This is a genomic window from Cupriavidus mimosae, from assembly GCF_023952485.1.
In the GTDB taxonomy this organism is placed as follows: Bacteria; Pseudomonadota; Gammaproteobacteria; order Burkholderiales; family Burkholderiaceae; genus Cupriavidus; species Cupriavidus taiwanensis_C.
This window is the reverse complement of the sequence record NZ_JALHRY010000012.1, coordinates 47,777-70,328: the sequence shown is the minus strand read 5'-3', so window position 1 is coordinate 70,328 and position 22,552 is coordinate 47,777. Positions and strand designations below refer to the sequence as shown.

Annotated in this window: 21 protein-coding genes; 3 read left to right on the top strand and 18 right to left on the bottom strand. The window is 67.2% G+C overall.

Going from position 1 to position 22,552, the window contains the following annotated elements; genetic code table 11:
• Positions 1–199: 199 nt before the first annotated feature.
• The 9 genes from MKD50_RS21660 to pilM all read right to left on the bottom strand — a co-directional run bounded on the left by MKD50_RS21660 (position 200) and on the right by pilM (position 9,281).
• Positions 200–919, bottom strand: coding sequence for a transposase (locus MKD50_RS21660; protein WP_252668595.1), 720 nt, complete (start codon positions 917–919; stop codon positions 200–202).
• Between the two features lie 55 nt (positions 920–974).
• A complete protein-coding gene (locus MKD50_RS21655) occupies positions 975–2,117 on the bottom strand; it encodes a deoxyguanosinetriphosphate triphosphohydrolase (protein WP_012354108.1) in 1,143 nt (380 codons plus the stop codon).
• 48 nt (positions 2,118–2,165) lie between these two features.
• Positions 2,166–3,272 carry a 3-dehydroquinate synthase gene (aroB, locus tag MKD50_RS21650; protein ID WP_115711109.1) on the bottom strand — a complete coding sequence of 369 codons (1,107 nt, stop codon included), beginning with the start codon at positions 3,270–3,272 and terminating at the stop codon, positions 2,166–2,168.
• Entirely contained in the window at positions 3,269–3,949 is a 681-nt protein-coding gene (locus tag MKD50_RS21645) for a shikimate kinase (protein WP_371925384.1), read from the bottom strand. The genes aroB and MKD50_RS21645 overlap by 4 nt, the downstream gene beginning before the upstream one ends.
• A 224-nt stretch (positions 3,950–4,173) precedes the next feature.
• A complete protein-coding gene (locus tag MKD50_RS21640) occupies positions 4,174–6,309 on the bottom strand; it encodes a type IV pilus secretin PilQ (RefSeq protein WP_115705149.1) in 2,136 nt (711 codons plus the stop codon).
• On the bottom strand, positions 6,306–6,854 hold the full coding sequence (locus tag MKD50_RS21635) for a pilus assembly protein PilP (RefSeq protein WP_115705151.1): 549 nt from the start codon (positions 6,852–6,854) through the stop codon (positions 6,306–6,308). Before MKD50_RS21635 ends, MKD50_RS21640 begins: the two co-directional genes overlap by 4 nt.
• A complete protein-coding gene (locus MKD50_RS21630) occupies positions 6,851–7,525 on the bottom strand; it encodes a type IV pilus inner membrane component PilO (protein WP_115705153.1) in 675 nt (224 codons plus the stop codon). The genes MKD50_RS21635 and MKD50_RS21630 overlap by 4 nt, the downstream gene beginning before the upstream one ends.
• Before the next feature lie 2 nt (positions 7,526–7,527).
• Complete coding sequence (locus tag MKD50_RS21625; RefSeq protein WP_115705155.1) at positions 7,528–8,193, bottom strand: PilN domain-containing protein; 666 nt, start codon at positions 8,191–8,193, stop codon at positions 7,528–7,530.
• Positions 8,194–8,210: 17 nt separating this feature from the next.
• On the bottom strand, positions 8,211–9,281 hold the full coding sequence (gene pilM, locus MKD50_RS21620) for a type IV pilus assembly protein PilM (RefSeq protein ID WP_172582580.1): 1,071 nt from the start codon (positions 9,279–9,281) through the stop codon (positions 8,211–8,213).
• Between the two features lie 400 nt (positions 9,282–9,681).
• On the opposite strand from pilM, the gene MKD50_RS21615 reads away from it, so the two are divergent.
• A complete protein-coding gene (locus tag MKD50_RS21615) occupies positions 9,682–12,057 on the top strand; it encodes a penicillin-binding protein 1A (RefSeq protein ID WP_252668594.1) in 2,376 nt (791 codons plus the stop codon).
• 84 nt (positions 12,058–12,141) lie between these two features.
• Here MKD50_RS21615 and cyaY read toward each other — a convergent pair whose 3' ends face one another.
• A complete protein-coding gene (gene cyaY / locus MKD50_RS21610; protein WP_062801950.1) occupies positions 12,142–12,477 on the bottom strand; it encodes an iron donor protein CyaY in 336 nt (111 codons plus the stop codon).
• A gap of 144 nt (positions 12,478–12,621) precedes the next feature.
• Between cyaY and MKD50_RS21605 the strand changes: the two genes are divergently transcribed.
• Both MKD50_RS21605 and lysA read left to right on the top strand, forming a co-directional pair.
• Positions 12,622–12,843, top strand: a complete 222-nt coding sequence (locus tag MKD50_RS21605; protein WP_115705161.1) for a hypothetical protein — start codon at positions 12,622–12,624, stop codon at positions 12,841–12,843.
• A gap of 2 nt (positions 12,844–12,845) precedes the next feature.
• Positions 12,846–14,105: a diaminopimelate decarboxylase gene (lysA, locus tag MKD50_RS21600; protein WP_115705163.1), complete on the top strand. Its 1,260-nt coding sequence runs from the start codon at positions 12,846–12,848 to the stop codon at positions 14,103–14,105.
• Positions 14,106–14,131: 26 nt separating this feature from the next.
• Here lysA and msrQ read toward each other — a convergent pair whose 3' ends face one another.
• The 8 genes from msrQ to MKD50_RS21560 form a co-directional block, all read right to left on the bottom strand.
• The gene (gene msrQ / locus MKD50_RS21595) at positions 14,132–14,815 is read right to left on the bottom strand and encodes a protein-methionine-sulfoxide reductase heme-binding subunit MsrQ (protein ID WP_371925383.1); all 684 of its coding nucleotides are present in this window, start codon (positions 14,813–14,815) and stop codon (positions 14,132–14,134) included.
• 14 nt (positions 14,816–14,829) lie between these two features.
• Positions 14,830–15,831, bottom strand: a complete 1,002-nt coding sequence (gene msrP, locus MKD50_RS21590) for a protein-methionine-sulfoxide reductase catalytic subunit MsrP (RefSeq protein WP_115705167.1) — start codon at positions 15,829–15,831, stop codon at positions 14,830–14,832.
• Positions 15,832–16,000: 169 nt separating this feature from the next.
• Positions 16,001–16,864, bottom strand: coding sequence for an anti-sigma factor family protein (locus MKD50_RS21585; RefSeq protein ID WP_240072886.1), 864 nt, complete (start codon positions 16,862–16,864; stop codon positions 16,001–16,003).
• Positions 16,861–17,400, bottom strand: a complete 540-nt coding sequence (locus tag MKD50_RS21580) for an RNA polymerase sigma factor (RefSeq protein ID WP_115705171.1) — start codon at positions 17,398–17,400, stop codon at positions 16,861–16,863. The genes MKD50_RS21585 and MKD50_RS21580 overlap by 4 nt, the downstream gene beginning before the upstream one ends.
• A gap of 48 nt (positions 17,401–17,448) precedes the next feature.
• Positions 17,449–17,886: a COG4315 family predicted lipoprotein gene (locus MKD50_RS21575; RefSeq protein WP_115705229.1), complete on the bottom strand. Its 438-nt coding sequence runs from the start codon at positions 17,884–17,886 to the stop codon at positions 17,449–17,451.
• Between the two features lie 158 nt (positions 17,887–18,044).
• On the bottom strand, positions 18,045–19,211 hold the full coding sequence (ccsB, locus tag MKD50_RS21570) for a c-type cytochrome biogenesis protein CcsB (protein ID WP_115705231.1): 1,167 nt from the start codon (positions 19,209–19,211) through the stop codon (positions 18,045–18,047).
• 47 nt (positions 19,212–19,258) lie between these two features.
• Entirely contained in the window at positions 19,259–21,478 is a 2,220-nt protein-coding gene (locus tag MKD50_RS21565) for a cytochrome c biogenesis protein ResB (RefSeq protein WP_252668592.1), read from the bottom strand.
• Between the two features lie 188 nt (positions 21,479–21,666).
• Positions 21,667–22,326 (bottom strand): c-type cytochrome, encoded by a 660-nt coding sequence (locus MKD50_RS21560; protein ID WP_252668591.1) that lies wholly within the window; start codon positions 22,324–22,326, stop codon positions 21,667–21,669.
• Positions 22,327–22,552 lie beyond the last annotated feature (226 nt).

The following is a 22,552-nucleotide window of genomic DNA, read 5'->3' as shown; positions in this document are numbered from 1 at the left end:
TGGACCGGCGGGAAGGGAAATGGGGACGAAGCTGTCAGCGGGCCGCAGCGGCGTACACGAGCGTGACGCGCCGCACAATGACTGTGGGTGGAGCAACTATATGGGAATCGCCTGCGCCTCGCAAAAATTTTAAATGGGGTCGGAACACATTAAATAACGCACCGTTTCGGTGAATGAAATAAATAGGGACACATAAATTTCATGCCGTTTTCGGCGCATTTTCCGCTGGCTTTTGCACCTTTTTGGGGCGGCCCTTCGGCAAGGGCTGGACCCGTCGTGAACCATGTCGCTCCAGCTGTGCCAGGAACGCGTCGCCTCCGAGCGGCCAGCCGCTATGCGCATGGGCGCGCAACGTGTCCAGGGTTTTGCCGGACAGGCCTTCGGCGCTGAGCATGCGGTAGTTCGATTGCCGCTCGAACGGGGTATTGCCCAGCTCCCAGTAGGCGGCATGGTCGCTGACAAAGGGACTGGCCTCGATGCCGGCATGGTGGCGGTAGCTGCTCCAGCAGTCGGCCTCGGGAGCGCTGACCTCCCCCGCGCGCACCGCATTGCCCTCGACGTAGAGCATCGCCGGCAGCAGCCACTGGGCCGGTTCGAACACGGCGGAGCGAAAGCGTCCCTCCCACAAGGTGCCGGTGCGGCCCGCCACGCGGTTGAAGTAGCGCGCGTAGCGGCGCCCGACCGCCTGCATGGTCAGGCTAAGCGCGTCCTCACTTTTTGGCGTTGCCACCAGGTGAACATGGTTGGGCCGCAGCGCATAGGCGTGGACGGCGAGGTCGTGCTCGCGCGCGGCCATGCGCAGGCAATCGAGGTAATGCAGGTAGTCGTCGGTGCCGAGGAACACCGCTTGGCGGTTGTTGCCGCGCTGCAACACCAGCGCGGGCAGTCCGGTCGGCGAAAAACGGGGAAGGCGGGCCATGTCAGGGTCGTGCGGGCTGCGATGCCCGCATCATAGCCTGATCCGTCCCTAATTTTCAGGGAGCGGTACCCTCGCTGACCGCGAAGATGCGGCGATGCTCGCGGATGGCGTAGCGGTCGGTCATGCCGGCAATGTAATGCGAGATCAGCCGCGACTGGTCGCCGCCATGGCTGGCCTGGTACTGCGGCGGCAGCAGGCGCGGATCGGACATGAAGGCCTGGAACAGGTCGCCGACGATGCGCTGGGCCTTGGCCGACATCCGCATCACCAGGTAATGCCGGTACAGGTGCCGGAACAGGAAGCGCTTGAGCGCGGCGGCTTCCTCATGGATCTGCGGGCTGAAGCCGACCAGCGGGCCAGCGGCACGCACGGCGTCGATATTGCGCGGGTTGGCGTCGGCGATATTGCGGCTGGTGGTTTCGATCAGGTCGACGATCAGCGTGTTGATCATGCGCCGGACCGTTTCGTTGATGGCGCGCCGGCCATTGATGCCGGGGAAGGCCTCGGCCACCTCGGCCCGGTGGCGGCCCCACATCGGCACCTCGTCGAGCTGCTCCAGCGTCAGGAGCCCGGAGCGCAGGCCGTCGTCGATATCGTGGTTGTTGTAGGCGATCTCGTCGGCAAGGTTGGCCAGCTGGGCCTCCAGCGACGGTTGCGTGCCCTCCAGGAAGCGCCGGCCCAGCTCGCCCAGCGCCGACGCATTGACGCGCGAGCAATGCTTGAGGATGCCCTCGCGCGTCTCGAAGGTCAGATTCAGGCCGTTGAAGCCGCCGTAGCGCTCTTCCAGCTCGTCCACCACCAGCAGGCTCTGCAGGTTGTGCTCGAAGCCGCCGTGGTTCTTCATACACTGGTTCAGCGCATCCTGCCCGGCGTGGCCAAACGGGGTGTGCCCCAGGTCGTGCGCCAGCGAGATCGCCTCGACCAGGTCCTCGTTCAGGCGCAGGTTGCGCGCGATCGAGCGGGCGATCTGCGCCACTTCCAGGCTGTGGGTAAGCCGGGTGCGGAACAGGTCGCCCTCGTGGTTGACGAAGACCTGGGTCTTGTACTCGAGCCGCCGGAACGCCGTGCTGTGGATCACGCGGTCGCGGTCGCGCTGGAATTCACTGCGCGACAGCGACGCGGGTTCGGCGTGCACGCGCCCGCGCGTCTGCGCGGAGCGGGCGGCGTACGGGGCGAGGTGGCTTTCAAAGTCGGTCATGCAGCGCGTCCGGTGGCTGGGTCGGGGTGGCGAGGCATAACCGATCGGTCAGGCGACCGGTGCCTCGGTGGGAGGTTTCAGGACGGCGTGGGCCAGCGTCGCGCGCAGATCCGCGTCCGGTACGCTGGTGATGAAGGCCTCGCCGAGCTTCTTCAGCAGGATGAACTTGATGCTGCCGGCCTCGGCCTTCTTGTCGACCTTCATCAGTTCGATATAGCGGTCGGCGCCCAGTTCCGGCGCCACCACCGGCAGCATCGCCGCCTGCGTCAGCGTGCGCACGCGCGCCAGCGTCTCGATATCGATAAAGCCCAGCCGGTGCGACAGGTCGGCGGCCATCACCATGCCGCAGCCCACCGCTTCGCCGTGCAGCCAGGCGCCGTAGCCCATGCCGGCCTCGATCGCGTGGCCGAAGGTATGGCCGAAATTGAGGATGGCACGCAGTCCGCCCTCGCGCTCGTCCTGCGCCACCACGCCCGCCTTGATCTCGCACGAGCGCTGCACGGCAACCGCCATCAGCTCCGGATCGCAGGCGTTCAGCGCCTGGATGTTGCGCTCGATCCAGCCGAAGTAATCGGCGTCGGCAATGGCGCCGTGCTTGATCACCTCGGCCATGCCGGCGGCCAGTTCGCGCGGCGGCAGCGTGCGCAGGGTGTCGATGTCGGCGATCACCGCGTTGGGCTGATGGAACGCGCCGATCATGTTCTTGCCCAGCGGGTGGTTGATGCCGGTCTTGCCGCCCACCGACGAATCGACCTGCGCCAGCAGCGTGGTCGGCATCTGGATGAAGGGCACGCCGCGCATGTAGCAGGCGGCGGCAAACCCGGTCATGTCGCCGACCACGCCGCCGCCCAGCGCCACCAGGGTGGTCTTGCGGTCGGCGCCGGCCTGCAGCAGGGCGTCGAAGATGCGGTTCAGCGTTTCCCAGTGCTTGAAGGCCTCGCCGTCGGGCAGCGTGACGGTGCGCACGGTCTTGCCTAGCGCGGCCAGGGTTGCCTCGACGCGCGCCGCATAGAGCGGGCCGACGGTTTCATTGGTGACGATGACGGCGTGCTGGCCGCGCACGTGCGGGCGCAGCAGCTCGGCGTTGTCGAGCAGGCCGGTGCCGATATGGATGGGGTAGCTGCGCTCGCCCAGGTCGACTTCAAGGGTAATCATGGATTGGGGTCCTGCGCCGGCGGCTCGACATCGCCCGCGGGCGGGGACGCCGGCTGCGGGGGATCGATCCGGAAACCGGCCATTTCAAGTTGCATCAACACCATATTAGCAAGCTGCGCCACCGAGGGCTTGCCGGTTTCGATGATGAAATCGGCGACTTCCCGGTACAGCGGATCGCGCTCGGCGTACAGCGCCTCGAGCTTGCCCTTGGGATCCTCGGTCTGCAGCAGCGGCCGGTTGCGGTCGTGCCGGGTGCGCAGCCACAGGTCGTGCGGGCTGGCGCGCAGGTACACGACCGTGCCGCGGGCCTTCAGCACCTCGCGGTTCTCGGCGCGCAGCACCGCGCCGCCGCCGGTGGCCAGCACGATGCCCTGGCGCTGCGCCAGCTCGCGGATCATGGCGGCCTCGCGGTCGCGGAAGCCGGCCTCGCCCTCGAGTTCGAAGATCACCGGGATGCGCACGCCGCAGTGCGCCTCCAGTTCGTGGTCGGAATCGAAAAACGGATAGTGCAGGCGCCGCGCCACCGTGCGGCCCACGGTGGTCTTGCCGGCGCCCATCAGGCCGACGAAAAAGAGGTTGGGTCGATCGGATTCCGGGCGGTCGGCATCGGATCGTTCGGCTTCGCGCCGATCCGGCGCCTGGCGCTGCGCCGCCGGCCCTGTCGCTGAGGCTGTCACGGGACTGTGGTTCGGGAGCGCGGCATGCGGGCCGCCCTCCCCGTTTGGGAACTGCATCATCTTCTTATGTTGTGGCGCGGCCGGCAAGTGCCGAATGCGGCATAGGCCGCATTTTCTTGACGTTGCGCGTGCATTCCGGGCTGGGCCGTGGCAGCGCGCGGCGCGAAAAAAAGGCCGCATCTGCCGATGCGGCCTGCCAGTCTACTGTATCCGGCGCCCCGGCCCTACCTGAGCGATACGCTTTCGTTCAGGATGCGCGGGGTCAGGAACACCAGCAGCTCGGTCCGGTTGCGGACCTTGGCGTTGTTCTTGAACAGGTAGCCCAGCACCGGGATATCGCCCAGCAGCGGCACCTTGTCGACATCGGTGGACTCGGTCTGGGTGTAGATGCCGCCGATCACCACGGTGCCGCCGTTCTCGACCAGCACCTGGGTCTGCACATGCTTGGTGTCGATGGCAAAGCCCGAGGTGGTCTGGATCCCCACGCTGTCCTTGTTCACGTCCACGTCCAGCAGCACATTGCCTTCGGGCGTGATCTGCGGCGTCACCTCGAGCTTCAGGTTGGCCTTGCGGAACTGCACCGAGGTGGCACCGCTGGACGTGGCGGCCTGGTAAGGCAGTTCGGTGCCCTGCTCGATCAGTGCCTTGATGTTGTTGGCCGTGACCACGCGCGGGCTGGAAATGATCTTGCCCTTGCCGTCCGCCTCCAGCGCGGACAATTCCAGCGCCAGGAAGCGCGTGGCGGCGCTGTTGAACAGGCTCACCGCGATATTGGCCGGGTTGGTACCGTTGATGGATCCCGCCGGCAGGCTCAGGAACGGGCCGTTGTCGGAGGTCGCCCCCGGCAGCACGTTGTTGTAGGTGTTGCCGACGCGGGCATTGTTGTACTGCCCGGCAAAGCCCAGCTTGACGCCCAGGTTGCGGCTGAAGGTATCGGTGGCCTCGACGATGCGCGCCTCGATGATGACCTGACGCACCGGGATGTCGATCTTGCCGATAAAGCTCTGCACCTCTTCCAGCTTGGAGGCGATATCCGAGACAAAGAGCTGGTTGGTGCGCGCATCGGCCGTCAGCGAACCGCGCTTGGACAGCATGCGCGTGCTGGCGCCCGCCGCCCCAGCGGACCCGATGGGCGCGGCCGCGCCGCCGCCGGCGCTCATGCCCAGCAGCATCCTGCGCACGTCCTCGGCGCGCTGGTAATTGAGCTGGAACACCTGGCTGCGGATCGGCTCGAGGTCGTTGATCTGCTGCTGCGACTCGAGCTCCAGCTTCTCCTTGGTCTGCAGCTCGGCCCTGGGCGCCACCCACAGCACATTGCCGTTGCGGCGCGAGGCCAGCCCCTTCGCATCCATCACGATCTGCAGCGCCTGGTCCCACGGCACGTCCTTGAGCCGCAGCGTGATGTTGCCCTGCACGCTTTCGCTGGTGATGATGTTCAGGTTGGTAAAGTCGGCGAACACCTGCAGCAGCGAGCGGATGTCGATGTTCTGGAAGTTCAGCGACAGGCGCTCGCCGCGGTAGCCCGGGCCGCTGATCAGCTTGGTCGGGTCTTCCTTGACCGGCCGGACCTCGACCACGAACTGGGTGTCGGTCTGGTACGAGCTGTATTCCCAGTTGCCGCGCGGCTCGATGGTCAGGCGCGCATTGCCGTTGGCGTCGGAGGCGCGCATGCCCTGCACCGGTGAGCCATAGTCGCTGACGTCGAAGTGCCGCCGCAGGTTCTCCGGCAGCGTGGTGCCGAGGAAATCGACCACCACGTTCTTGCCCTGTTGCGCGATATTGATGCCCGACTCGCGCGAGGACAGGTCCACCACCACGCGCCCGGCGCCGTCGGCGCCCCGGCGGAAGTCGATAGCCCGCACCGACGGCCGCCCCGCCGCCGCGCCAGGCGCGGTCGCGGCCGGCGCGAAGGTCGGCGCAGCGCTCTTGGCCGCCGGCGCCACGTTGTCCAGCGACACCACGAAGATATTGCCGCGCTGGTCGGTGCGATAGGTGGCGCTGCGCGTCAGGTCGAGGATCACGCGCGTGCGGTCGCCGATCTGCATCACATTGGCGGCCTTGACCAGCTTGCCGCCGTATTCATATTGCGCGCGCCGCTCGGCAAAGCCGGTATCGAAGAAATCGATCGCCAGCCGTGCCGGGTTCTGCGTGGTGAAGTCCGCCGGCTTCTGCGCCAGCGGCCGTTCCAGTTCGACCACCAGCACGGTCTGCTCGCCGGTCGTGCTGACGTCGACCGACTTGATCCGGTTGCTTTGTGCCAGCGCCTCCGGTGCGGCCAGCGCAAGCCCTAGCGCCAACGCGGTGGCCATGGCCCTCATCACGGCGCCCGCGCGCGCACGATACCAGCGCGCGGGGGTCATGCCGCCGCATCCAGCTTCAGGCTGGTCATTTTCTCTTTCCACTCGGATACCCCCTCCCGGACCAATTCGCGCAGCACGATCTCCTGATCGGTGATGCGGACCACCCGGCCATAGCTCTGGCCGAGATACTGACCCACCTTCACATGGTGGATCTTGTTATCAACCCGGACGATGCCGAAGGTTTCCCCCTGCTTCTTCATCATCCCGAGCATCTTGAAGTTTTCGAGCGGATAGTCCTCCAGCGGCTCGCGGCGCCGGCCGGCTTCGGGCGAATCCGCCAGGGTCTTGTTCAGTTCGCCGATCTTGGCCTGTGCGAAGGGCTCGGGCGCACTGGCCGCGGCGTATTCGCGCGGCACGTAGGGCCGGGCGTCGGGCACGGGCTCGGGCGGCTTGGCGCGGGCGCTGCGGGTGGCCTCCATCCACTGGCGCAGCGCATCTTCATCGCTGGCGCCGCAGGCGCCCAGCAGGCCGAGCGCCAGCGCCGCAGCGAGCGTGCGCCGCGACGCGCTCCATGCCAGGGCGCGGGTTCGAACGGTGCGGCTCATTTCGCGCCTCCTGCCTTGGCTGCGGCCGCGGCGGCCGCGGCGGCCTTGCGTTGCGCCGCCTGTTCTTCGGCGTCGAGCGCGCGGTAGGCCATCGCCACCGCTTCCATCGACAGCCCGCCATCCTTGGTATTGGCCAGCTGCAGGTTCTGCATCGACACGATCCGTGACAGCGCCGCGACATCGGCATTGAACTGCGCCACCTCGTGATAGCGCCCGGTCACGCGCAGGTTCACCGGGATCTCGGCAAAGTAGGGCTTGATCACCGCCGCCTGCGGCTTGAACAATTCGAACTGCAGTCCGCGCGCCACGCCGGCATGGTTGACGTCGGCCAGCAGCGCGTCCATTTCCGTCTTGTTGGGCAACTGCCGCTCCAGCAGCGCCACGCGCTGCTCGACCTGTTTCTTCTGCTCGCGCAGCGCCTCGAGGTTGGCCACCTGCGCCACCTTGGACTGGTACGCCTGCTTCAGGTTTTCCTGTTCCTGGCGCTGGCGCTCGAGTTCGTCGAACTTTGCGCTCCAGTAGAACTGCCAGCCCAGCAGCAGCACCACCGCCGCAGCCAGGATCGCGAACAGCACGCGCGGCGCGGCCGGCCAGGTCTCCGGCTCGTTCAGGTTGAGCCCGCGGAACTGGCTGGTCAGGTCAGCCAGGTTGATTTCGGTATTGAGCGCCATGATCAGGCCTTTCCGGCCGCGGGGGCGGGTGCAGGTGCGGGGGCGGCGGATGGCGCCGAAGCGCCCGCTGCAGCCTTCTTGCCGTCGGCCGGGGCCTCGGGCGCACGGTACGCGAAGCGCATCGAGAAATCGAACAGCCGGCGCTGCTCGCGCAGGTTGTTGGTCATGGTGACCGCCTTGGATTCGACCAGCTCGGCCTTGTCGAGCCAGGCCACCCCGCCCAGGTTGCGCAGCAGCTCCGAAATACGTTCGTTCGACTGCGCCACGCCGGCGATGGTGAAGGCCTCGCCGGCCTGCTTCAGGCTGGTCAGGTAGACGCCTTCGGGCACCTGCCGCACCAGTTCCTCGAGCAGCTGCACCGGGCGGTTGCGCTCGGTCTGCAGGCTTTCGACGGCCTTCTGGCGCTGCAGCAGCGCGTCAATGTCTTTCTTCAGCGTGTTGACTTCGCGGATCTGGCCGTCGAGCCGGGCGTTTTCCGCGCTCAGCACCTGGTTGAGCGCCACCACGGAGGCGATGCGCCCGTCGATATAGAGGCCGCCCAGCAGCACCACGGCCGCGCCGGCGGCCGCCGCTGCGCCCAGCATGGTGTAGACCTTCTTGCGCCGCGCCGCCTTGCGGGCTTCGTGGTAGGGCAGCAGGTTGACCGAAGGCAGTGTGTTCGTTGACATCTCGTGCCTCCGGTACGTTATTGCAGGCCGCGCAGGGCCAGGCCGACACTGACGATATACGCCGGCAGGTCGCGCTGCAGGTAGCGCTCATTGACCTTGGCGTTGGTCGCCATGTTGGCGAACGGATTCGCCAGCGTGGTGGTGATCTTGGTCTGGTGCTGGATCGCCGCCTGCACGCCGAACAGCGATGCATGCCCGCCGGACAGCAGGATCTCGTCGACCCGGCCCAGGCTGGAACTGGCGATGAAGTTGCCGATCGCGGACTGCACCTCCATGGCCAGGGCATCGAGCGACGGCTTGAGCAACTGGGCGCGCCAGGCCTCGGGCAGCGTGTTCTTGCGCTTCTTGATCTCGGCCTTGAGCGCGTCGAGCGTAAACATGCGCGCGGCGCTTTGCGTAAGCTGGTCGCCGTAGCTGTTCAGCGGCTGCTCATAGAGTTCTTTCCAGCCCTGGTAGAAGATGGCCTTGGAGCGGCTGCCGCCCAGGTGGACCACCGCCACCACCGGCAGCGCGCGCGCGTCGGCTTCGGACATCTCCTGCGGTACGCCCAGCATCTGCACGATCGAGCGCTGCACCGCGTATTCCTCGACGTCCATCACGTGGGGCTTGAGGCCGGCCATTTCAGCCGCGGTCACGCGCTCCTGCACGCGATCGCTGTTCGCCGCGGTGACGCGCACGCCGATGCCGCCCTCGGTCTCGCTGGGACCGATCACGGCGAAATCGAAGTTGACCGCCTGCGACGGCGGATAGAGCCGATGCGCCTCGGATTCGACCTGGGAATAGAGTTCGTCTTCGGACAGATTGTCCGGCAGGCTGACCGTCTGCGATTCGGTCAGCATGGAAGGAACGCCCAGCACCACGTCCTTGGAGCGGATGCCGGCCTTGCCGAGCGCGCGCCTGAGCGCGATCCCGACCGCCTCGATATTGATGACGTTGCCATCGGCAACGGCATTGCGGTCCAGCAGTTCGCTGGCGCATTTTTCCAGCCGGTAGTCTTGCCTGCTGCCCCCCACGGAGAGCTCGACTACCTTGACACTGGACGACCCGATATCCACGCCGACCGTAGTCCGGCGCAGAAGCCCCGACAGAATGCCCCGACGCAAGGTGACCCCCTGACTTTTGAACTCGCCCCTGGCTTGAACGCTCTAATCGGGCGAGCCTAGTTTCTTGAATGAAACGTGTGCTTTTTATGTTGGCCGATTCTCACAAAATCCAGCATCGGTGGCAACGTGCCGAACTGGGCCAAACTTGTTTTTGAGAGAGCCCTCATCAATCCGTTGCCAAAACCCCACGGTCGTCGGGTTCCCTTCCATGCCTGCCTGTGCCCCGCGCTTCCCCCCGTAGTCGCCGCCAACGTCGCCCTGCGCGCCGGCATCCGCGGCCTTACATCTTGTAACAGCGCGATAGCGGCGCCCCCGCCACTGTGCGCCCGGGCGGGCCGATGCCGGAAGATATAATCGCGGGCACCCCTGACTAGGTATTTCCCTTATGGCCACAGCACAACACAAGCCGCCCCACCCTGCCCGTCGTTCGATCTGGACGCGGCTCATGTTCTGGGCGGTGGGACTGGTTGTCGCCGGTGCCGTCGTGATTGCGCTGCTGCTGGGCTACGCGCTGCTGGTGGCCGCGCCCAACCTGCCGTCGCTGGACACCATCACCGACTACCGGCCCAAGATTCCGCTGCGGATCTACACCGCCGACAATGTGCTGATCGGCGAATTTGGCGAAGAGCGGCGCAATTTCGTGCCCATCGCCGAAATTCCGGACGTGATGAAAAAGGCAGTGCTGGCGATCGAGGACGACCGCTTCTACGAGCACGGGGGTGTCGACTTCGTCGGCGTGATGCGTGCCGGCCTGGCCAACCTGCGCGGCGGGCTGTCGCAGGGCGCCTCGACCATCACCATGCAGGTGGCGCGCAATTTCTTCCTGTCCAGCGAGAAGACCTACACCCGCAAGATCTACGAGATGCTGCTGGCGTACAAGATCGAGGCTAATCTGAGCAAGGACCAGATCCTCGAGCTGTACATGAACCAGATCTACCTGGGCCAGCGCGCCTACGGCTTCGACAGCGCCGCGCGCGTGTACTTCGGCAAGTCGGTGCGCGATGTGACGCCGGCCGAGGCGGCGATGCTGGCCGGGCTGCCGAAGGCGCCGTCGGCGTACAACCCGGTGGTCAACCCGCGCCGCGCCAAGGTGCGCCAGGAATACATCCTGCAGCGCATGCGCGACCTGCGCTACATCACGCCCGAACAGTACGACGAGGCCGTGCAGGCCGAGCTGAAGGTACGCACCGAAGGCAACGAGTTCTCCACGCACGCCGAATACGTGGCCGAGATCGTGCGCCAGCTGATGTACGCGCAGTACCGCGAGGAAACCTACACGCGCGGCCTGACGGTCTACACCACGCTGACCAAGACCGACCAGGACGCCGCCTATGAAGCCGTGCGCGCCGGCATCATGAACTACGAGCGCAAGCACGGCTACCGCGGCCCCGAAGCCTTCATCGACCTGCCTTCAGATCCGGCCGAGCGCGAGCAGGCCATCGACGATGCGCTGGTCGAACACCCGGGCAGCGGCGACCTGCGCTCGGCCGTGGTCACCAGCGTGTCGTCCAAGCAGGTCAAGGCGACCCTGCTGTCCGGCGAAGTCGCGACCATCGAAGGCGGGGCGCTGCGCTTTATCTCGCCGTCGCTGTCGGCCAACGCGCAGCCCAAGATGAAGATGCGCCCCGGCGCGGTGATCCGCGTGACGCAAGACGAGAAAAACAACTGGTCGGTGACGCAGCTGCCGGAAGTGGCGGCGGCGTTCGTGTCGATCAACCCGCAGGATGGCGAGATCCGCTCGATGGTGGGCGGCTTCGACTTCAACCGCAACAAGTTCAACCGCGTGACCCAGGCCTGGCGGCAGCCGGGATCCAGCTTCAAGCCTTTCATCTACTCGGCTGCGCTGGAAAAGGGCTTCTCCCCGGCCACGGTGATCAATGACGCGCCGCTGACGATCGGCCCCGATACCGGCGGCCAGGTGTGGGAACCCAAGAACTACGACGGCCGCTTCGAAGGCCCGATGACCATGCGCCGCGCGCTGGCCAAGTCCAAGAACCTGGTCTCGGTGCGCATCCTGCGTGCGATCGGCACGCAGTACGCGCAGGACTACATCACCCGCTTCGGCTTCGAGGCCGACAAGCACCCTGCTTACCTGCCGATGGCGCTTGGCTCCGGCGCGGTAACGCCGCTGCAGATGGCCGGCGCCTACTCGGTATTTGCAAACGGCGGCTACCGCATCAACCCGTACCTGATCCAGAAGGTGGTCGATGCGCGCGGCAACGTGATCTCTGAAACCCATCCGCAACGCGCCGGTACCGACGCCGTGCGCGTGCTCGACGCGCGCACCGCCTTTATCGCCGACACCATGCTGCGCGACGTGGTGCGCTACGGCACCGCCAACAGTGCCAAGCAGCGCCTGGGCCGCAACGACCTGGCCGGCAAGACCGGCACCACCAACGACGCGGTCGATGCCTGGTTCGCCGGCTACACCCCCAACCTGGTGGCGATCGCCTGGATGGGCTATGACCAGCCCAAGAGCCTGGGCGTGCGCGAGACCGGTGGCGGCCTGGCGCTGCCGATCTGGGTCGGCTACATGAGCAAGGCGCTCAAGGGCGTGCCGGAGTCTCCGGAGCGGCCTGCACCCGAGGGCGTGCTGATGGTGGGCGGCGACTGGACCTTCGAAGAGAACGCCGGCGGCGCCGGCGTGGCGTCGGTGGGCCTGGGCGATCCGTGGCCGGGCAAGCCGGAAGAATCCACCACCCCTTCGGTCGATACCGAGAGCGAGAAACGCAAGATCCTGGAGATGTTCGGCGGCGCCTGAGCGTGCTCGCCAGACAGCACAAAGCCGGCCGCGAGGCCGGCTTTTCCTTTTGCGCTCGGGGGCCCGCGCCCCGCAATGCCGACGTCAGTGAAGACTGAGGCTGGCGCCCGCCTGCTCGCTGACATAGCCCGACAGCGCCGCGTACAACTCGCCGCCGTTGCGGGTATCGACCCAGCGCTCGCCCTCGCGGCGGAAGTGGAAACCTCCCGCGCGTGCAGCCACCCACAGTTCCTGCATCGGCGCCTGGCTGTTGATGATGATCTTGGAACCGTTCTCGAATTCCAGTTCCATCACATTGCCGGTGCGGCTGATTTCAATGTCGGCATCGGCCGCGTCGGCGGCCGCCTCGACCGCGGCTTCGATGCGATCCAGCTCGCGCGTGGCCAGGGCCAGGAACTCGCTTTCGCTCAAGGGGGGCATGCTAAACTCCGAGACCGCCGTTGCCGCCGCTGCCCGGACGGGCGTACGTGGCGCGAACGGCTTTTTTTGTTAAGAATCCTCCGGATGACTGGCCATCGCGCCGGGTCATCCAACGCCTTGCCAACAAGCCAAAAGGACGACCCGATGCTGCGTCGTGTTGCGATTGTATCGGCGTTTGCCGCCGCCCTTGCGATGCCCCTGCTGGGCGGATGCGGTATCCGCGGGCCGCTGACCCTGCCCCGGGTGCCGGCCGAGCCGACCCCGCCGACCGTGCCGGATCCGGGCCTGGGCCGTGCCGATGCCGTGCAGCCTGCACCGGCCACGCCCGCACCGGCATCGTCCCCCGCCGCCCCCACCACCCGATAACCATGACCGCATTCTTCCATCGCCAGGACGGCGCGCTTGCCGTCGAGCAGGTGCCGCTGGCGCGCATCGCCGCCGAGTTCGGCACGCCGACCTATGTCTATTCGCGTGCGGCGCTGACCGCCGCGTACCAGGCCTACGCCGCCGCCTGTGCGGGACGCAAGGCGCAGGTCCAGTACGCGATGAAGGCGAATTCCAACCTGGCGGTGCTGCAGGTGTTCGCCAGGCTGGGCGCGGGTTTCGACATCGTCTCGGGCGGCGAGCTCAAGCGCGTGCTGGCTGCCGGCGGCGATCCGCGCAAGGTGGTGTTCTCGGGCGTGGGCAAGAGCGCGGCCGAAATGGAACTGGCGCTGGCGCAGGACGTGCGCTGCTTCAACGTCGAGTCGATCCCCGAACTGGACCGCCTCAACGACGTGGCCGGCCGCGTCGGCAAGCGTGCGCGCGTATCGCTGCGCATCAATCCCGACGTCGACGCCAGGACCCATCCCTATATCTCCACCGGCCTGAAGGGCAACAAGTTCGGCATCGCCTTCGAAGACGTGCTGCCGACCTACCGCGCCGCCGCCGCGCTGCCGCACCTTGCCGTGACCGGCATCGACTGCCATATCGGCTCGCAGATCACCGAGGTCGAGCCCTACCTGGAAGCGCTGGACAAGGTGCTGGACGTGGTCGAGGCGCTCGAGCGCGAAGGCATCAGCCTGGAACACATCGACGTGGGCGGCGGCCTGGGCATTACCTACACCGACGAGACCCCGCCGGACATCACCGGCTTCGCCACCACGCTGCTGGAGCGCGTCGCCGCGCGCGGCCATGGCCATCGCGAGGTGCTGTTCGAGCCGGGCCGCTCGCTGGTGGGCAACGCCGGCGTGCTGCTGACGCAGGTGGAATTCCTCAAGCCGGGGGCGGCCAAGAACTTCTGCATCGTCGACGCCGCCATGAACGACCTGGCGCGCCCGGCCATGTACGAGGCCTATCATCGCATCGAGCCGGTGGCGCTGCGCGACGGCGCGGCCGTGAACTACGACATCGTCGGCCCGGTCTGCGAATCGGGTGACTGGCTGGGCCGTGACCGCGCCCTGGCGGTGCAGCCCGGCGACCTGCTGGCGGTGATGTCGGCCGGCGCCTACGGCTTCACCATGAGTTCCAACTACAACACCCGCCCGCGCGCCGCCGAAGTGATGGTCGACGGCAGCAAGGTGCACCTGGTGCGCGAGCGCGAGCTGGTCGAAGACCTGTTCCGCGACGAGCGCCTGCTGCAGGACTGAGTCCCGCTGGCCCGGCCCGCCGCTGCTTACGCGGCGGGCTGGCGCGTCCCCCCGGCTGGCTTGCGCAGCCGCCACCACACCCGCATCCCCAGCAGCACGAACACCACCGCGGCGTAGATCGAGACCTCGCCGAAGTCGTTCTTGCCGGCCTTGTGCCACCAGTAGTGCAAGATGGCCAGCACGGCAATGGCATAGACCAGCCGGTGCAGCGCCTGCCAGCGCTTGCCGCCGAGGCGGCGCACCATGCCGTTGGTCGAGGTCAGTGCCAGCGGCACCATCAGCATGAAGGCGGTAAAGCCGACCGTGATGAAGGGCCGCTTGTACACGTCCTTGATCATGTAGGCCAGATCAAAGCCGCGGTCCACACCGATCCACAGCAGGAAGTGCTGCAGCCCGTAGAAGAACGCGAACAGGCCCAGCATGCGCCGCAGCCTGATCAGCCAGTTCCAGCCGGTGAGGCGGCGCAGCGGCGTGATGGCCAGCGTCAGGCACAGCATCACCAGGGTCCAGGTGCCGGTCGAACGCGTGACGAATTCGAGCGGGTTGGCGCCGTACTGTTCGGTCGCGCCCAGGTACAGGAGCCGCATGAACGGCAGCAGCGCCAGCAGCCACAGCGCGAGCTTGAGCGCGCGCACCCGTTGCTGCGACAGCGTTGCCAGGCCTGCCGGCTTGCGCAGGGCTGCCGCGGCGGTGGGGGAAGAGGTTGCCATGCGCTCGCCTTGCATCAGAAGAACTTCTTCAGGTCCATGCCCTGGTACAACGCCGCCACCTGCTGGCCATAGCCATTGAACGGCAGGGTCTTGCGCTTGGGCGCGAACAGCGCGCCAAAGCCGCTGCCGCGCTCTTCGCCGATGCGGCGCTCGGTGGCCTGGCTCCAGCGCGGATGGTCGACATCCGGGTTCACGTTCGAGTAGAAGCCGTATTCCTGCGGCGCGGCCAGGTTCCAGCTGGTGGGCGGCTGCTTGTCGACAAAGCGGATCTTCACGATCGACTTGGCGCTCTTGAAGCCGTATTTCCACGGCAGCACCATGCGCACCGGCGCACCGTTCTGGTTGGGCAGCACCTCGCCGTACAGGCCGAAGGTCAGCAACGCCAGCGGATGCATGGCCTCATCCATGCGCAGGCCCTCGCTATACGGCCAGTCGAGCACGCCGCTGCTGAGGCCGGGCATCTGCTTCTTGTCGGCCAGCGTGATGAACTGAACGTACTTCGCGCCCGGCTGCGGCTCGACGCGGCGGATCAGCTCGGCCAGCGGATAGCCGATCCAAGGGATCACCATCGACCAGCCCTCGACGCAGCGCAGCCGATAGACGCGCTCCTCCATCGGCGCCAGTTTGGTCAGCTCGTCCAGGTCATAGACCTTCGGCTTCTTCACCAGCCCTTCGACCGCCACCTGCCACGGGCGCGGACGCAGCGTGCCGGCATGGCGTGCCGGGTCGGACTTGTCGGTGCCGAACTCATAGAAGTTGTTGTAGGTGGTCACCTCTTCGTACGGCGTGCGCTTCTCGGTGATGACGTAGGCGTTGTTGGGTGCGGCGGGCAGCCGGGCGCCATGCTGCCCTTGCGCGAAGGCCTGGCGCGCGAACCACGGCGCCAGCGTGCCGCCGGCAGCACCGGCGGCAGCGAGCGCCAGCATGCGGCGGCGCGCTTCGAAGACATGGCGCGGCGTGATCTCGCTGGCGGCAATGTCGCCGCCGCGCAGCCATTTGGGGGAAGGAATCAGCATGTTTTTCCTCGATTGCCTGGTGGTGCCGGCGCTGGTGGCGCCGCGTGCTTGCAGGGTTGGACTCCGGGCTTGGTCGTGGAGTGCGAGCCAGTCCTGACAGTTTTTTGTGATGGCGTCGAAATGACGCGGGCCTGCGCCTGCCATGTGCCGCAAACGAGGCGCGGGTGCGTTATCCGCCCTGGTATTGCTGGTACACCACCTGCGCCAGCGTCAGCAGCCGGGCGCGTTCCAGCGGCCCCGCCAGCGCGAAGCCCAGGTCGCGGTCGATCCAGTAGAACGCCATCATCGGGTCGCGGCCCGGCGCCCGCCGGCGCGCGCCCTCGCCGGTCATGCGCTCGACGCGGAAGCCGGTATCTGGCGTTCCCTGCGCCATGCGCCGCAGCTGCAGCGACAGGCGCGTGCCGTCATCGGCTTCATACATCAGGATGGCCGACGGGCCGCCCTCGGCCACGCCCAGCCGGCCGCCGATCAGGTGAAAGCCCTGCGCGCGCAGGTCGGGCACCTGCAGCGCCGTGCCCAGGCGCCGGGACAGCCAGGCGACCAGATGGGCCTCATCGGTTGCCGCGACTTCCACCGGATGGCGCATCTCCGGGGCGTAGACCGCGTGCGTGGCGAGCGCCTCGCGCGCAAAGCGCTCGCCGGGCGCCAGCACCAGCGTGCCCCCCCCCAGGCGGCTGTGCGCCAGCCAGCCCAGCGTACCGCCCACGGCCAGCAGCGCGACCGACGCGCAAGTGGCCGCCATCGCCATGGTCCAGTGCGTCCAGGGCCGGGCGCCATCACGCCGGCCGTCGCGGCCGCGGTTGCGTCCCTGGTCGCCGTGCAAACCCGGCGGCAGGGCCGCCAGGGGCACCGGTTCATTGAGTACGGGGTCGAGCGCGCGGTGCAGCGCCTCGGCCTGCCGGCGCCAGGCCGCCACTTGTGCCGCCGCGTCCGGGTGCTGCGCCAGGTAGGCCTCGACGGCGGCACGGCGCGCGCCGGCCAGCTGGCCGTCGGCATAGGCGTGGAGATCGGCTTCGTGGATGCCCGGCATCATTTCACCCGTTGCAGCGCATTGGCAGCCGTGGCAGTTCGGTTCGGCGCCGCGCCGTCGAGCAGCCGCCGCATCTGTTCGCGTGCCCGCGCCAGCCGGGACATCACCGTACCTTGAGGGATGTCGAGCACGCGCGCGGCCTCGGCGTAGGTCAATTGTTCCAGGCTGACCAGCAGCAGCACCGCGCGCTGCGGCTCGGGCAGCTGTGCCAGCGCCTGCGACAGGTCGCGGCGCAGGCCCGGGTCTTCGGCGGGGCCGCTGACCTCGGGCAGGGTGTCGGTAGCCACCACCAGGTCCTTGCGGCGCAAAGCGTTCAGGCGCAGGCGGTGCATCAGCGTCAGCAACCACGGCAGCAGGCCATCGGCGCCGTCGCCCCACCACGCGCCGGGACGCAGGCGGAAGCGCCAGCGGTAGCGCAGCGCGCGCTCGAGCGTGTCCTGCACCAGGTCGTCGGCCAGCGCCGCGTCGCCGGTGAGGCCGCGCGCATGGCGCCGCAGCCGCGGCGCCAGCGCAACGAGTTGGCCGTCAAACCCTTCCATGCCGTGATGGCTGCAGTGACCGGGGTGGCTCAGGTGGTGGCTGCCGCGTCAGGGCTTGACCACGTGCCAGACGTTGTTGACGTTGTCGCCGGTGCGGTCGCCCGGCTTGGCGTCCTTGGCGAAGCGGTACAGCGGCAGGCCGCGGTAGGCCCACTGCTTGCTGCCGTCATCGCGCGTGATGATGGTGTACTGGCCCGAACCGCTGGTGCCCGGGGCCGCCATCAGCGGCGGCCAGTTGGTGGCGCAGGGCCCGTTGCAGGCGCTCTTGCCGCTGCCGGCGGTGTCGCGGTCAAAGGTGTACAGCGTCAGGCCCTGCGGATCGGTCAGCACGCCGTTGGTCACCTTGACCGTGGGCGGCAGATTGCCGGCGCTGCCGCCGCCCATGCCCATGCCGGCACAACCGGCGAGCAGGACGGCCGCGCAGCCGAGCGCGAGCGCGCCCGGACGAACCAGGGATGCAGCAGCGTTACGACGCAGACTTGCCATGATCTTGTTCTCCATGCAATTCGGTGCCGCCAGCCGGCACCGTCCCTCCAGTAAACACTGGATGTGATCTCTTTATTCCCGCAGCGGCCAAAAAAATTCAAAAAAACCAAAAAAAAACCTGCCCGAAGGCAGGTCTTTTGCATCGCAGCATGCGCGCGTCAGAGTTCACCGTAGCTGTGCAGGCCCGACAGGAACATGTTCACGCCCAGGAACGCAAAGGTCGTCACCAGCAGGCCGACCAGCGCCCACCAGGCCGCCACCGTGCCGCGCAGCCCTTTCATCAGCCGCATATGCAGCCAGGCCGCGTAGTTCAGCCAGACGATCAGCGCCCAGGTTTCCTTGGGATCCCAGCTCCAGTAGCCGCCCCAGGCCTCGGCCGCCCACAGCGCCCCAAGGATGGTGGCGATGGTGAAGAAGGCAAAGCCGACCGCGATCGCCTTGTACATCACGTCGTCGAGCAGCTCCAGCGACGGCAGGCGCTCGGCCAGGACGCCGCGCTGCTTGAGCAGGTAAGCCACCGCGACCATCGCCGCCAGCGCAAAGGTGCCGTAGCCGATAAAGTTGGCCGGCACATGGATCTTCATCCACCAGCTTTGCAGCGCGGGCACCAGCGGCTGGATCTCCTGCGCATTGCGGCTGACCGTGTACCACAGCAGAAAGCCCACCGCGGCCGACACCACCAGCATCACGAACGGGCCCAGCGCGCGCGTGGCGTAACGGCCTTCGTAGTACAGGTAGAACAGCGAAGTGATCAGGGTGAACAGCACGAAAACTTCGTACAGGTTCGAGATCGGAATGTGTCCGATGTCGGCGCCGAGCAGGTAGGACTCGTACCAGCGCACCAGCATGCCGGTGAAGCCCAGCACCACCGCGCCCCAGCACAGCTTGCTGCCGAGGCTGTACCCCGTGTCCGAGCGCGTGGCCAGCCCAACCCAGTAGAACAGCGTCGACAGGAACACCAGTGCGCTCATCCACAGGATGGCCGACTGGCTCGACAGGAAGTACTTGAGAAAGAAGGCCTGTTCGGCGCGCGCGAGCTGGCCCTGGTAGAGCTGGATCGCGAACAGCGACAGCACCGCCAGCGCTACCATCAGCGGCCGCACCGGCTTCCAGTGCCATCCGAGCAGCGCGAAGGTGGGGACAGCGCCGATCAGCACGGCCTTGTCGTAGCCGTCCATCCACTGCCCGTATTGCGCCAGCGCCACGCCGGCACCGGCGGCCAGCGCCAGCGCGAACAGCCAGTCCACCCAGCTCAGGCGGCGCAGGAAGGAAGGTTCGAGGTAGGCCTCGTCGGCACCGCTAGCGGCGCGCGGCGTGCCGCGCATGGTGCGATCGGCCTGGTTCACATTAGAGGACATAGTACCTGCTCGATTCAGTGGGGAGTGCCGGCGGGCTCCTGGGCGGCGCTGCGGCCCCCTGCGGCGCGGCCGATGTCGTCGCGCAGCGCCGTGAATTCCTTTTCGAAATCCATGGTGCGGCGCTGGGTCGACATCGCCATCAGCACGTGGCTGCCGGCATCGCCGTCGCCGGTGTTGCCCGCGGCGGGCTGGTCGGCAGACAGGTCGGTGGACTTGTCCTTCACCCAGACCCAGACCCGGCGCTCGCGGATATAGAACATTGCGAACACGCCCAGCACCAGCAGCAGACACCCAAGATACACGATGTTCTTGCCCGGCGCACGGGTCAGCTGGAACACGCTGGCCTTGATTTCCTGGAAGTCGTCGAGCTGCAGAAACACCGGAGCGCCGTAGAAGAAACTATCCGACAGCGCATTGATGGCCTGCTGCAGGAAGGCGCCGCTCTGGGCACTGTTGGCCACCACCGGCAGCTGCTCCTGCGCGCGCGCGAGCTGCCACAGTTCCCACATCGAGCCGTTCAGGATCTTCAGCAGCACGTCGGCCGCCTTCTGCTGCTCGGCCGGCGGCACGGACTTTTCCAGGAAGGCGGCGATGGCGGTGAAGCCGCCCGGCGGCGAATCCGGTGTGGGACGCGTCGCCCCCGCGAACAGGTCGAGCGCGCGCAGCGCGCTTTCGGCCAGCTGACGGCGCAGCTCGGCCTTGTCGTCGCCAGGCATCGACGCCAGCGCAAAGCGGCGCGCGGCCTCGCCGCGCAGCGCGCGGTCCTGCAAGGCGGCGCGCAGGCGCATCCAGTCGGCCACGCTGCCCTGGTCATCGGCGGGAATGCGCAGGTAGCGGAACTGCTCGCTGGGCGACTCGCGCATGCCGGCCAGGAACACCGACTGGCCGTCCATCTGCACCGGCACCATGTAGTTGTTGTACTCGCGCGCCTGTCCGGTGCGGTCGCGCAGCTTGTACTGCACCGACGGGCCGACATTGCGCAGGGTCTTGGCGCGGTCGGTGCTGGCGGCGGCGCCGAGATGCTTGTCCAGCGTTTGGTTGAAGGACTTGCGCGCCACGCCGCGCGCATCGGGCTTGCCCGAGGCATCGGTGACGTTCTCGATGTTCATCAGCCGGAAGTCGCTGAACTCCACCGTCAGTCCGTCGCTGTCCGCGCTGGTGCCGGTGCCGGCCAGCGGCTTGTTGCCGCCCACCGCGCCGTCGATGGTGAAGGTGGCATGGCCGCTGCCCTGCATCGGGTAGCCGACGAACTTCAGGCGCGAGCCGCCGTCCTCGAAGCTGGACTGGTAGATGGCGATGCCGTCGACGATCAGCGGCTCGTTCACCTTGATGGTGGCCTCGGTGCGCTTGCCGGTGGCGCGATCGGTCACGACCACGTCCGAGGCAAACAGCTTGGGCATGCCGGTCTGGTAGAAGTCGACCTTGAACTTCTTCAGCGTGATCGCGAACGGCAGGTCCTGCACCAGCGCGCCGTCGGCAATGTTGAGGATGGCGGTGGAGACGGTCGAGCCCTCGGGCACGTAGGCGTTGCCACGAAAGCCGGGGTTGTTCACCGACAGCCGGTGCTGCGGCGGGATCTCGCTGATTACCGCGTTGCCGCGGATCGGGGTCTTGTCGCCCAGCCACATCTGGGCGCGGATCAGCAGGTCGCCGTCGAGCAGGCCGCCGATGCAGATCACCACGATGGCGGTGTGCGCCAGGATATAGCCGGCCTTGTTGGCGGCGCCGGCCTTGGCCGCAAGCAGCGTGGCGCCGTCGTGCTCGACCGCCTTGACGCGGTAGCCGCGGTTGCGCAGCAATGCCGTCAGCCGGCCGACAGTCTCGGCGCGAGCACGCGCGCCGTCGAACTCGCCGCGATGATGGAAGGCGCGCAGGCTGCGCTCGCGCACATGGTCCTTCCATGAGCGCATGTCCGCGATCATCTTGGGCGCGTTGCGCACCAGGCACAGGCTGGTGGACACCACCAGGAAGGCCAGGATCAGCAGGAACCACCACGACCCGTAAACCTTCTGCAGCGACAGCGTGTGGAACACCTCGGCCCAGAACGGTCCGAACTGGTTGACGTAGTTCGGGTACGGCTCGTTCTGCTTGAGCACGGTGCCGATCACGCTGGCGATGGATATCACCGTCAGCAGCGCGATCGCAAAGCGCATCGAGGACAACAATTCGACCGCGTCGCGCAGCACGCGGTGAGAGGTCTTCAGGTGCAGCCCTGAAGTGGAAGCGGTCGACATGTGCAGTGAAACCTAAAACAGCGTACGGCCTGGAAATGAATAAAGGGTGGACATGCTTTGGCAAGCAGGCCACCCTTTTCGATTGTGACAAGCGCGTTCGGTTGCATGCCTGGCCGCGCCATCCGGCGGCGACCGCTCAACCGATGCGCCGGCGCGCAAAGGCGCCAGCGTCGCGGAATCCCGGATCGTCAGCGAACCCCGGCGACGTAGTCCGCCACCGCCTTGATCTCGGCATCCGACATCTTGGCGGCGATGGTCGTCATGACCGGGTTGTTCTTGCGGGTGCCCTGGCGGAATGCCACCAGTTGTGCCTCGGTATAGTCGGCCCACTGGCCGCCGATGCGCGGATACTGCGCCGGCATGCCTGCGCCGGTGGGGCCATGGCAGGCGGCGCAGGCCGGCACGCCCTTGGCGGCGATGCCGGCGCGGTAGATCTTCTGGCCGGCTTCGATGCTGTCCTTGTTCTTGGCGGTGGCCGGCTTGAGCGACTGCTTGGCGAGGTAGGCGCCGACGTTGCGCATTTCCTCGTCGGTCAGCACCGATGCCATTGGCACCATGATCGCGTTGCTGCGGGCCTTGGCCTTGAAGTCCGCCAGCTGCTTGTGGACGTATTCCGGATGCTGCGCGGCCAGCTTGGGATTGGCGGCGGCCGCGCTGTTGCCGGCGGCACCGTGGCAGCTCAGGCAAGCGGGCACATTGCGATCGGGGGCACCTTGCGTGTACAGCGTTTCACCCTTGGCCGGGTCCGCCTTCGCGGCGGCCTGCTCTGCGGCAGATGCCAGACCGGAAAGGGCGGCGGCAGGAACGGCCAGAGCCAGGACACCCAGAATCTTCGCAATGCGGTTCATTCGCACACCTTCTCTGAATTGTTTTGGATACCGTGATGCGTGCCGCTCCGGAGCTTTGCCGGCGGTGAGGACGCGCCGGTGCAAAAGGCTGGAAATCGTGGCGACCCGCGTGCGGCTGACCGATCCGCGCAACGCTGGCCGTGGCGGCAGACCCCGCCAGCCCGCGCCCGCCGCCGCCGCACCGTTCGGTGCAATGCGCGATGCGGGGCAAGGCCTTGCCCACGAT

Excerpts from the sequence above, each read along its gene's own strand:
- MKD50_RS21660 (WP_252668595.1), bottom strand. The coding sequence starts at position 919 with ATGGCCCGCCTTCCCCGTTTTTCGCCGACCGGACTGCCCGCGCTGGTG.
- MKD50_RS21655 (WP_012354108.1), bottom strand. The coding sequence starts at position 2,117 with ATGACCGACTTTGAAAGCCACCTCGCCCCGTACGCCGCCCGCTCCGCG.
- aroB (WP_115711109.1), bottom strand. The coding sequence starts at position 3,272 with ATGATTACCCTTGAAGTCGACCTGGGCGAGCGCAGCTACCCCATCCAT.
- MKD50_RS21640 (WP_115705149.1), bottom strand. The coding sequence starts at position 6,309 with ATGACCCCCGCGCGCTGGTATCGTGCGCGCGCGGGCGCCGTGATGAGG.
- MKD50_RS21635 (WP_115705151.1), bottom strand. The coding sequence starts at position 6,854 with ATGAGCCGCACCGTTCGAACCCGCGCCCTGGCATGGAGCGCGTCGCGG.
- MKD50_RS21630 (WP_115705153.1), bottom strand. The coding sequence starts at position 7,525 with ATGGCGCTCAATACCGAAATCAACCTGGCTGACCTGACCAGCCAGTTC.
- MKD50_RS21625 (WP_115705155.1), bottom strand. The coding sequence starts at position 8,193 with ATGTCAACGAACACACTGCCTTCGGTCAACCTGCTGCCCTACCACGAA.
- MKD50_RS21615 (WP_252668594.1), top strand. The coding sequence starts at position 9,682 with ATGGCCACAGCACAACACAAGCCGCCCCACCCTGCCCGTCGTTCGATC.
- cyaY (WP_062801950.1), bottom strand. The coding sequence starts at position 12,477 with ATGCCCCCCTTGAGCGAAAGCGAGTTCCTGGCCCTGGCCACGCGCGAG.
- MKD50_RS21605 (WP_115705161.1), top strand. The coding sequence starts at position 12,622 with ATGCTGCGTCGTGTTGCGATTGTATCGGCGTTTGCCGCCGCCCTTGCG.
- lysA (WP_115705163.1), top strand. The coding sequence starts at position 12,846 with ATGACCGCATTCTTCCATCGCCAGGACGGCGCGCTTGCCGTCGAGCAG.
- msrQ (WP_371925383.1), bottom strand. The coding sequence starts at position 14,815 with ATGGCAACCTCTTCCCCCACCGCCGCGGCAGCCCTGCGCAAGCCGGCA.
- msrP (WP_115705167.1), bottom strand. The coding sequence starts at position 15,831 with ATGCTGATTCCTTCCCCCAAATGGCTGCGCGGCGGCGACATTGCCGCC.
- MKD50_RS21585 (WP_240072886.1), bottom strand. The coding sequence starts at position 16,864 with ATGATGCCGGGCATCCACGAAGCCGATCTCCACGCCTATGCCGACGGC.
- MKD50_RS21580 (WP_115705171.1), bottom strand. The coding sequence starts at position 17,400 with ATGGAAGGGTTTGACGGCCAACTCGTTGCGCTGGCGCCGCGGCTGCGG.
- MKD50_RS21575 (WP_115705229.1), bottom strand. The coding sequence starts at position 17,886 with ATGGCAAGTCTGCGTCGTAACGCTGCTGCATCCCTGGTTCGTCCGGGC.
- ccsB (WP_115705231.1), bottom strand. The coding sequence starts at position 19,211 with ATGCGCGGCACGCCGCGCGCCGCTAGCGGTGCCGACGAGGCCTACCTC.
- MKD50_RS21565 (WP_252668592.1), bottom strand. The coding sequence starts at position 21,478 with ATGTCGACCGCTTCCACTTCAGGGCTGCACCTGAAGACCTCTCACCGC.
- MKD50_RS21560 (WP_252668591.1), bottom strand. The coding sequence starts at position 22,326 with ATGAACCGCATTGCGAAGATTCTGGGTGTCCTGGCTCTGGCCGTTCCT.